Consider the following 9,966-nt stretch of genomic DNA (forward strand, 5'->3'; position numbering starts at 1 on the left):
CAGATCGTCCTCGTCGGCTCGCATGGCCCACTGTGCGAACCGCTCACCCTCGTTGCGGTGCTTGACGAAGTTGCGCACCACTCGGTCGATGTAGTCGCCCACCTCGTCGCTGGCGACCTTGTGTTGGCGCAGCTTTCGGCCGAACCCGCTGTCCGCGCCCAGGCTGCCGCCCAGATGCACCTGGAATCCCTCGACAGATCCGCCGTGGCCGTCGTCGATCATCTGGCCCTTGAACCCGATGTCGGCGACCTGGATTCGCGCACACGAGTTCGGGCAGCCGTTGATGTTCACCGTGATCGGCACATCGAGCTGGGAGTTGATGTCATCCAGCCGTTTTTCCAGCTCAGGCACCAGAACCTGTGCGCGGCCGCGGGTCTCGGCGAACGACAGCTTGCAGAACTCGATCCCGCTGCAGGCCATCAGGTTACGGCGCCAGTGCGACGGCCGCGACGGCAGGCCCAGCGCGTCGAGGCCGGCGACCAGTTCGTCCAGTTTCTCGTCAGGCACGTCGAGGATGATCAGCTTCTGGTATGCGGTGAACCGGGCCCGGTCCGACCCGGCGCGCTCCATGAGGTCGGCCACCGCCGACAGTTTCGTCCCGGAGACCCGCCCGGCGATCGGGGCGACCCCGACCGCGTTGAGCCCGTTCTTGAGTCGCTGCACGCCGACGTGGTCGATCGGGTGCTTGACCGGTTCGGGAGCCGGCCCGTCGATCAGCGCACGTTGGAGGTACTCCTGTTCGAGAACTTCACGGAATTTTTCTATGCCCCAGTCCTTGATCAGAAACTTCAGCCGGGCCTTGGAGCGCAGCCGCCGGTAGCCGTAGTCGCGGAAGATCGCGGTAACGGCCTCCCACACGTCGGGCACCTCGTCGAGGGGCACCCAGACGCCGACGCGCTGGGCCAGCATCGGGTTGGTGGACAGCCCGCCCCCGACCCACAGGTCCAGGCCGGGGCCGTGATCGGGATGCCGCACTCCGACGAACGAGACGTCGTTGATCTCATGGGCGACGTCCTGCAGACCGGATACCGCGGTCTTGTACTTGCGGGGCAGATTCGCGTATTCCGGTTTGCCGATGTAGCGGCGGATGATCTCCTCGAGCGCCGGTGTGGCGTCGAGCACCTCGTCGAGCGATTCGCCGGCCAGCGGCGAGCCGAGCATGCCGCGCGGACAGTCGCCGCAAGCCTCGGTGGTCTGCAGGCCCACAGCGGCCAGTCGCTGCCAGATCTCGGGCACCTTTTCGATTTCGAGCCAGTGATACTGCAGGTTTTCCCGGTCGGAGATGTCGGCGGTGTCCCGGGCGAACTCCGTCGAGATCTGGCCCAGCGTGCGCAGCGCGACAGCGGACAGCGCCTTGCCGTCGGTGCGCACCCGCATCATGAAATAGCGGGCTTCGAGCAGGTCGGCGTTCTCGTCGCCGGTCCACGTCCCGTCGTAGCCCTCGGCGCGCTGGGTGTAAAGACCCAGCCAGCGGAACCGCCCCCGCAGATCGGTCTTGTCGATGCTGTCGAAACCACGCTTGGCGTAGATGTTTTCGATGCGCGCCCGCACGTTGAGCGGAGCATCGTCTTTCTTGAGCTGTTCGGTGGCGTTCAGCGGCTCGCGGTAGCCCAGCGCCCACTGGCCTTCACTGCGGCTTTTAGAACGAGGGGGGCTGGGACGGGGAGTGGTCATACGCGGGTTCTCCTTTGCGGAGGTGCCGGCGTGGACCGCGCAGATCACGGGAGGCTGTCCCGGCGGCGCAGATCCGGCGGCCAGCTGGAAGTACAGGTGGGCGGGTCTACGACATCAAGGCCAGACAGCGACAGCTGCAGACACGCTTGAGATCGACGTGCCGACGCGCCACCAACGGAATGCGAAACGGGCTGTGATGGGCGACGGTCACCCGGCCATTGTGCCATACCCGCTGGCGAGCCATGCGACCAGGTGAAAGTTTCGCTCACAGTGAGCAAAACTACGCGGAGCGCCTGAATCGCAGGTAAACGCGGCCCGCGAATCTCCTGGAAAGATCGATGTCATGACGCAGACGGCACCGGTGAACCTTCCCGAGGTGCACCTGAGATCTGGCGCACCGTTCGGGGTGTACGTGCACGTGCCGTTCTGCTTGACCCGGTGCGGCTACTGCGACTTCAACACCTATACCCCGGCCGAGTTAGGCGGGGTCAACCCCGACGCCTGGCTGGGCGTGTTGGGCTCGGAATTGGAGCTGGCGGCCGCGCGGTTGGGCGGCCCGACGGCGAACACCGTGTTCCTCGGGGGCGGGACGCCGTCCCTGCTGGGCGCTGAACGGTTGTGCGCGGTGCTCGACATGGTGCGACAGCAGTTCGGGCTGGCAGCCGATGCCGAGGTCACCACCGAGGCAAACCCCGAATCCACATCACCGGAGTTGTTCGCGGCGCTACGCTCGGCCGGCTACACCCGGGTATCGCTGGGCATGCAGTCGGTCTCGCCGCGAGTACTGGGCACGCTGGACCGGGTGCACTCACCAGGGCGGGCGGTGGCGGCGGCCGGCGAAGCGCTGGCCGCCGGCTTCGACCATGTCAGCCTCGACCTGATCTACGGAACCCCGGGCGAATCCGACGACGACCTGCGGCGCTCGGTGGACGCTGCGATCGAGGCCGGCGTCGACCATGTGTCGGCCTACGCGCTCGTCGTCGAAGAGGGCACCGCCCTAGCGCGACGAGTCCGGCGCGGCGAGCTGGAGGCGCCCGACGACGACGTGCTGGCGCATCGCTACGAAATCGCCGACGCCTTGCTGCGGGCAGTCGGCTTCGATTGGTATGAGGTCTCCAATTGGAGCCGCCCTGGCGGGCAGTGCCGGCACAACCTGGGCTACTGGGACGACGGCCAGTGGTGGGGCGCTGGACCAGGAGCGCACAGCTATGTCGGGGGGACGCGGTGGTGGAATGTCAAGCATCCCAACACCTATGCGGCATTGCTGGGCGAGGCGGCGCTTCCGGTGGCCGGTTTCGAGAAACTCGACGCTGAGGCTCTGCATACCGAAGACGTGCTGTTGAAAATTCGGCTGCGCCGCGGGCTGCCACTGCATCTGCTGGACGCCGCCGAGCGGGAGCGCGCCGAGGCCGCGATCGCCGACGGTTTGGTGGTGACGGAGGATGAGCGGCTGGTGCTCACCGACCGGGGCCGGTTGCTGGCCGATGCGGTGGTACGGACGCTGCTGGGTTAAGACCGAAGAGGATGCTCTTCACCTCTCGCATCGCGTAGAGCACTAAAACGTAGCCGGCGAGGGGGTCGGCCCACCACCAGCCGGCGAGGGTATTAAGGAGCAGTCCCACCAGTACCGCTGTCGCGAGCAGTCCGTCGATCAACGTAACGCGGCCTTCGGTGGTCAGCACTGGATTAGCCAGCGCAGCGCCGGTACGCGCCTTGCCGGCGGCTAGGCCGAACATCACTGCTGCCGTAGCGGCGGTCCAGGCGATTCCGCCCGGCGACGGCTTGGGGTGAAATTGACTGACCAGCACCACCGTGGACTGCACCAGTAGATAAAGGCCCAGGGTGGCGAACGCAATGCCGATGAGGCGCAAGGCAATTCGCTGCCGGGCTTCACCAGTTCCGGACAGCTCCCAAATCACTACAGTCGAGGCGCCGATTTCGATCAGTGAGTCCAGGCCGAATCCAGCCAATGCCACGGATTTCGCGCTGATGGCTGTGACGGCGAGGACGGCAACGCCGATGAGATTCCAGCCCAGGGTGGCATATTCCAGGGCGAAACCCCTGCGTAGGGACCGGCGCGCAGCCTCGTCGAGGTCGGTCATCAGAGCAGTCTTCCACGATGAAGCCTATTGCACTCGGCCAAGGTTTCCCGCCCGGCACTTTCGCTCTCTCACCAGCGGCGGGCATCCTTGCGGATATGCACCTGATCAACGGAGTTCGTGACCCGGCGACAAGTTTTCCGCTCATAACTGCTACGGATGACGTGGGCGAGCGTCGGCAGGCCAACCATGCGGTTGTCATGAGTGCTGCAGGACTGGCGCTGACCGGGCTCATTGAATTGGCTATCGCACTAGTTTCTGGGTCGGTAGCTCTGTTAGGCGATGCGCTGCACAACTTGTCAGACGTCTCGACAAGTGCTCTGGTGTTCGTCGGGTTTCGGGCATCTCGAAAAGCTCCCACCGAGCGATATCCCTACGGCTATGAACGCGCCGAAGACCTCGCTGGAATAGGTGTGGCACTGGTCATTTGGGGCAGCGCTCTGGTCGCGGGCTTTGAAAGTGTCACCAAGCTGCTGCGTCATGGCGGCACCGTTCACGTGGGCTGGGGCATCGCTGCGGCGGCCGTGGGCATCACAGGCAATCAGCTTGTGGCCCGCTACAAACTGGTGGTGGGCCGCCGGATCCGCTCCGCAACCATGGTGGCCGACGCCAAGCATTCCTGGCTCGATGCGTTGTCCTCGGCCGGTGCCATGTTGGGTTTGAGCGGAGTGGCACTTGGCTGGGGTTGGGCCGACGCGGTCGCGGGAATCATCGTCACCGGATTCATCTGCCATGTCGGTTGGGAGGTGACCACCGATATCGCTCATCGCCTCCTTGATGGCGTCGACCCCGAAATCGTCATCACCGCCGAAGCCGCCGCGACCCGAATCAGCGGTGTGGAGCATGCGCATGCCCGGGCCCGCTGGACCGGACGAACCCTACGTGTCGAGGTCGAAGGCTTCCTCAACCCCGACATTCCGCTCGCCCTGGCCGATGAGATCGGTCGCAGGGTAGCCGCCGCGCTGGCGCCCCAGATCCCTGAGATGCGCAGCTTTACGTGGACGGCGAGAGCCGCGTGAGCGCTGGGCCGCGGCGCGTTACGGTCGGGCTCCAGCTTCGGCAAGACATAACTCCCGGGCCCGCCGCCCGCGTCAGGTGACCGGGAAGTGTTGCGTGATGACACGCGAGATCTCGATATAGAGCGGGATTCCGATCGTGACGTTGTAGGAAAACGTCAAGCCCAGTGATGCGGCCAGCGGAAGCGTTGGGCTCGCCTCTGGGATCGCCAGCCGCTGCACGGCGGGCACAGCGATGTACGACGCAGCGCCGCAGAGCACCGCGAACAAGATGTAGGTGCCCGGCTTGAAGTGGAAATGCGCGAGGTGAGCGTACGTGTGGGCGGTGATGATCCCAATCGTCGCGAACAGGTTGGGGGCCAACAGACCGAAAGCGATGAAACCTGGGCCGGCGTTCTTGAGGTCCTTCAATCGCCGGGATGCCGTCATGCCCATCTCCAGCAAGAACAAGCACAGCACACCCTGGAAGGCGGCTACGAAGACGTTGTCGTCGTCGTGCACTACCTTGGCTCCTTGTAACCGGCTGACCAACCCGATGATGATGCCGCCGAAAAGCAGATACAGGCCCGGATTGAGCAAGACCTCCCGCAGCAGCTGGACCGTGGCGAGGGTCTGCTTATTGCCGTTGTCGGGATGCTCTCGCTGTTCCAGCGAGAGCTCCAGCTCCTGCTCGAGGCCCGGGTCGGGTTCGGTTCGCAGCCGGTGTCCGGCCGCCGGCTGAGTGGCCGCGCCCGGACCCACCTTCGCCAGCAGGTAGCCCGGCTCGTCCGGCATGGTCCCCGCGGCGTCCATTCCGCGGTGCCGCAACCGCGCCGCAAGGTAGAGCGCCACCAGGCAGCCCGGCATCTCCATGACGGCCAGCATCACTGGCATGAAACCATTGAAGGCCATCCCCACGGTCGCAAGGACACCGACGCAGGTGGCGAAGGTGCCCGCCGAGTCCGACCCGTAATAGCCGGCGACCGTGGCTTTGTCGATCCGCCGCATCTTCGTCATGCGGCCCAGCAGCAGGTAGGCGAGAAGGCCGACGAAGAAATTCAAGACGAAGCCCACGACGATGAACCCGACGATGTTGCCGATGCTCGAGGCGTGGATCGTTGCGAGCTCTTCACCCCCGTGCCAGCCGATGGCCAGCAGCAGGTACATCGTCAATCCCTGGTAGATCACGTAGGGGAATTCGAACTCCACCTTCAGCAGGGGAATCAGGAATCCGAGATAGAAGAACAGCAGCAGCGGCTTGAAAAGGTTGTGAGTGAAGTTCTGCCAGAACTCCAGAAGCATGGGGCTCTCCCTTACTTAGCGCCGCGGTGCTGAGTCCCGTGACCAACCGTGCACGCACGCTGCGGTGGACAACCCGGCAAACATAGCGATGTGGAAGCCGGATGGCGAGCGGCATTCCTGGCGTGCCGCTGATTGGCAGGCAACCTCAAGGTTCGATGGCGCACGGGCACGGCGCGGCGGTAAGGGTCTAACGGAGCGTTAGCGCGACGCCGAAACCAGCGTGGGCTTGACGCCGGCGGCACCCTTGACGCGGTGGGTCACCGATCCCCACACCGAAGGGGAGTAGTGCGTCGTGACCTCGTCGAATCCGTCCGCGCGGGAGACGGTCAGGACACCGGTTTCTTGATTGATCGTGAGCTGGTCACCCTCGGCTGCATGGATCTCTTCCCCGTCAAGGAGCCGGATGATGAACATGCTGGTGCCCCTCTCTTGTCCTTTCGCGCGATCCGCAAACCCGACGATGATCTTACGGACAGCCCCCAGTCGGCAGGGCGCCGCTTATGCGGCTGGCACGTGAACGTTGTGGAAACGCTCGATGCCTTGGCCCCACGGGTCGTACCTCGTATGTGAGGGAGGACGCCCGTCGGTGGATAGGTTAGGCTAAATTTACTTACCGTGACCGAGGTCGGGGTACAGACACATTCCGCGAGGGCCGCTTCACCGTCGATTCGGTTGCCTGGCGACATTGACCCGGCCGATCTGGCAGCGGAGCTGGCTGCGGTGCTGCCCGAGCGTGACGGCGACGACTACCTGCTCTACGAACATGACGGGCAATGGGTGTTGGCCTGCGGTGTGCTGGCCGTGGTCGAGCTTGACCGCGACGAGCTGCGTGTCATGCGCGACGGGGTCGTTCAGCGGCAGCCTTGGTCTGGGCTGCCGGGACGCGTGCTCGGTGAGGGAATCGACCGGCTGCTGCTGGAAACCGAACACGCTTTCGGCTGGGTCGCTTTCGAATTCGGCGCTTACCGCTTTGGGTTGCAGGAGCGGTTGGCGCCGCGCGCCCCACTGGCCCGGGTGTTTTGGCCGCGGACCCGCATCGTGATCGGCGGTGACATGGTCGATTTGTACGACGCCGAAGACCGTCACCGCGAGGCGGTGGATCGACTGCTGAGCGACGGCGTGCCGGACCTACCGACGGCGTCTCCGGTCGAGGTAGCCGCCGACACCGCCGGCTACCGCCGTCGGGTAGCGGCCGCCATCGGTGAGATCGCCACCGGCCGCTATCACAAGGTGATCCTGTCGCGTCGGGTTGAGGTGCCGTTCGACCTTGACTTCCCGTCTTCCTATCGATTGGGACGCAGGCACAACACCCCGGCGCGCTCGTTCCTTTTGCGGCTAGGCGGATTTCGTGCGCTTGGCTACAGCCCGGAGCTCGTTGCGGCGGTGCACCGTGACGGCGTGGTGGTCACCGAGCCGCTGGCGGGGACACGGGCGCTGGGCCGCGGGCCGTTGCGCGACCAGCAGGCTCGCGACGACCTTGAGTCAAACGCCAAAGAAATTGCTGAACATGCGATTTCGGTGCGCGGCTCGCTACGAGAGATCGCCGAGATCGCCGAGCCGGGCAGCGCGGCGGTCACCGATTTCATGACGGTTCGCGAACGGGGCAGTGTGCAGCATCTGGGTTCGACTGTTAGCGCCCGGCTCCTCGCGTCCAAAGATCGGATGGATGCCCTGGAGGCGCTGTTTCCGGCGGTCACCGCGTCAGGTATTCCGAAAGCCGCCGGTGTGGACGCTATCCTGCGTCTGGACGAAAGCCCCCGCGGATTGTATTCCGGCGCGGTAGTGATGTTTTCGGCCGACGGAGGGTTGGATGCGGCGCTGACGCTGCGCGCTGTCTTCGAGCATGACGGGCAGACCTGGCTGCGGGCGGGCGCCGGCATCATCGGCGCGTCGGACCCCGACCGGGAATTCGAGGAGACCTGCGAGAAGCTGACCACGCTGGCCCCGTATCTCGTTGCGCGCCGGTAGGCTCAGTTAGCCTCAGCCTCGGGAGAATTCGCCATGTAGTCGGCGAGAATCCGGCTGACCAGCGACTCGATCGTGGACTCGATCGACGACGCGAGGGTGGCGGCGACCGACGCGACGGCCTGGGTACGGAACCGCACCAGCATCGTGATCAACTCGGCGATTTCGGTGTCGGGCGGCAGCGGCTCGCCGGGTTTGATCCGGTTGGCTACATGCGCGGCCCCGGCGCGCACCAGCATCTCGCTGATCTGGTCGACCAGCGGAACGATCTGCTCATGCAGGTCGACCAGCGTGTCGATGCTCACGCCGTAGCCGCGGATCTCGTTGAACGCCTTGATCAATTTCGGCCGCACGACCGTGGCCTGCGAGCCGTCGACCCGGATCACACCCAATTGCACCAGCCGGTCGAACGCATTGCTGTCGTCGACGAGTCGCTGAGCCTCGGCGAGCGGCATGGTCTCAGGCTTCTCGGTCGCGCACGTCCCGACAATCGCAGACTCGAGGCCAAGGACGTCGGCGAGGTCTTTGCCTTCTTCCCACGCGTTGAGCATTTCTCGCACGTGCGCGATGTTGTATCCCCGGTCGAGCATCGAGGTGATCAACCGCAACCGGGTCAAGTGGGTGTCGTTGAACAACGCGATCCGGCCGACCCGCAGCGGTGGGTGCAGCAGCCCGCGGTCGCGGTACACCCGGATGTTGCGGGTGGTGGTGCCGGCCAGCCGGGCCAGCTCGTCGATTCGGTATTCGCCGGTGCCGGCTGCGCCGTGAGGATGGTGAGCCGCCGCGTCGAACAGTTGCGACACGGCAGTTTCGATGAATTCCACCGACTGCCGCCGAACCCGTCGCGGTGTCCGCCGCAGGTTGGCCAGCACCCCGGCAATAGTGCCGGTTTCTGCCCGCGGCGGTCGGTCGGGAGCCATCGCGGATCAGGCCGATGAGCTGACGCGGACATCGGAGGATTGTGCGACCGCGTCGTAGTCGGCGAACCGGAAATCTCGCATCTGTCGAAGATACTGGGTGGCGAATCCCGGGTACATCGATGCGTTGAACCCGTCCTTGGTCAGATACCAACTGCTGCAGCCCGACATCCACGTCGTCTTGGCCAGCCGCTGCTGGATGCGCTGGTTGTGCCGGCGCTGCACGTCTGCCCGCACGTCGAGATAGCGCAGGTTGTTGTCGAGGATGGTGGTGATGCCGCGCACCGCGTAGTCGAGCTGGCCTTCGATGTACACCAGCAGCGAATTGTGGCCGGGCCCGGAGTTGGGTCCGGTCATGACGAACAGGTTCGGGTAGCCGTGCACGTTGATGCTCTTGTAGGCCTGTGCGCCGTCGGACCATTCCGCGTGCAGGGAGCGACCACCCAGGCCGGTGACCGGGAACGGTGGGCCGGTCAGGTGCACGTCGTAGCCGGTCGCGAACACGATGCAGTCCAAGTGATGTTCGACGCCGTCGCTGGTGCGGATGCCGACCGGGCTCAGTGTCGCGATCGGCCAGTCGATGAGCTTGCAGTTATCGCGCTGCAGCGCAGGGTAGTAGTCGCTGGAGACCAGCATGCGTTTGCAGCCGGGAACGAAGTCAGGGGTCAGCTGCCGGCGCAACCACGGGTCTTTGACGGCCACCCGCAGATGCGCCTTGCCGAGCCGCGCCACCAGCGAGGTCAGCGGCGTGTTCCACACCAGCGCGGTGGCGCTCGCCTCATGGCCCCAGAACAGCGCTTGGCGCGCAAGTTGTTGGGCCGCGGGCACTTTGGCAAACAGTTCCTGCACGGGCCGCGGAGTGGGCAGGTCGAGGCGGGGCAGCACCCAGCCGGGGGTGCGCTGGAACACTTTGACGAACTCGGCCTGCTTGACCAGTTCCGGGATGATCTGGATAGCGCTGGCGCCGGTACCGATGACGCCGACCCGCTTGCCGGACAAATCGTAGTCGTGATC

At 65.2% G+C, this 9,966-nt stretch carries 9 protein-coding genes; 3 read left to right on the forward strand and 6 right to left on the reverse strand.

Annotated elements, in window-relative coordinates; translation table 11 throughout:
• Positions 1-1,674: nitrite/sulfite reductase (locus ACFE99_RS08305; protein WP_375484214.1), on the reverse strand; the 1,674-nt coding region annotated here is incomplete at its 3' end.
• A 343-nt stretch (positions 1,675-2,017) separates the two neighbouring features.
• On the opposite strand from ACFE99_RS08305, the gene hemW reads away from it, so the two are divergent.
• Complete coding sequence (hemW, locus tag ACFE99_RS08310) at positions 2,018-3,187, forward strand: radical SAM family heme chaperone HemW (protein ID WP_375484198.1); 1,170 nt, start codon at positions 2,018-2,020, stop codon at positions 3,185-3,187.
• Here the strand turns inward: hemW and ACFE99_RS08315 are convergent.
• Positions 3,132-3,776, reverse strand: coding sequence for a cation transporter (locus ACFE99_RS08315; protein ID WP_375484200.1), 645 nt, complete (start codon positions 3,774-3,776; stop codon positions 3,132-3,134). The genes hemW and ACFE99_RS08315 overlap by 56 nt on opposite strands.
• 95 nt (positions 3,777-3,871) lie before the next feature.
• Between ACFE99_RS08315 and ACFE99_RS08320 the strand changes: the two genes are divergently transcribed.
• Positions 3,872-4,792, forward strand: a complete 921-nt coding sequence (locus tag ACFE99_RS08320; RefSeq protein WP_375484216.1) for a cation diffusion facilitator family transporter — start codon at positions 3,872-3,874, stop codon at positions 4,790-4,792.
• A gap of 72 nt (positions 4,793-4,864) precedes the next feature.
• Here the strand turns inward: ACFE99_RS08320 and ACFE99_RS08325 are convergent, their stop codons facing one another.
• Positions 4,865-6,070: a sodium-dependent bicarbonate transport family permease gene (locus ACFE99_RS08325; RefSeq protein ID WP_375484202.1), complete on the reverse strand. Its 1,206-nt coding sequence runs from the start codon at positions 6,068-6,070 to the stop codon at positions 4,865-4,867.
• 198 nt (positions 6,071-6,268) lie between these two features.
• Entirely contained in the window at positions 6,269-6,484 is a 216-nt protein-coding gene (locus tag ACFE99_RS08330; RefSeq protein WP_375484204.1) for a hypothetical protein, read from the reverse strand.
• A gap of 201 nt (positions 6,485-6,685) precedes the next feature.
• Here ACFE99_RS08330 and ACFE99_RS08335 point away from each other — a divergent pair, with 201 nt between their 5' ends.
• Positions 6,686-8,038 carry a salicylate synthase gene (locus ACFE99_RS08335; RefSeq protein ID WP_375484206.1) on the forward strand — a complete coding sequence of 451 codons (1,353 nt, stop codon included), beginning with the start codon at positions 6,686-6,688 and terminating at the stop codon, positions 8,036-8,038.
• A 2-nt stretch (positions 8,039-8,040) separates the two neighbouring features.
• Here the strand turns inward: ACFE99_RS08335 and ACFE99_RS08340 are convergent, their stop codons facing one another.
• Positions 8,041-8,955: a MerR family transcriptional regulator gene (locus ACFE99_RS08340; protein WP_375484208.1), complete on the reverse strand. Its 915-nt coding sequence runs from the start codon at positions 8,953-8,955 to the stop codon at positions 8,041-8,043.
• A 6-nt stretch (positions 8,956-8,961) separates the two neighbouring features.
• A partial coding sequence (locus tag ACFE99_RS08345) for a flavin-containing monooxygenase (protein ID WP_375484210.1) occupies positions 8,962-9,966 on the reverse strand: 1,005 nt, incomplete at its 5' end.

This window comes from uncultured Mycobacterium sp. (assembly GCF_964249325.1).
In the GTDB taxonomy this organism is placed as follows: domain Bacteria; phylum Actinomycetota; class Actinomycetes; order Mycobacteriales; family Mycobacteriaceae; genus Mycobacterium.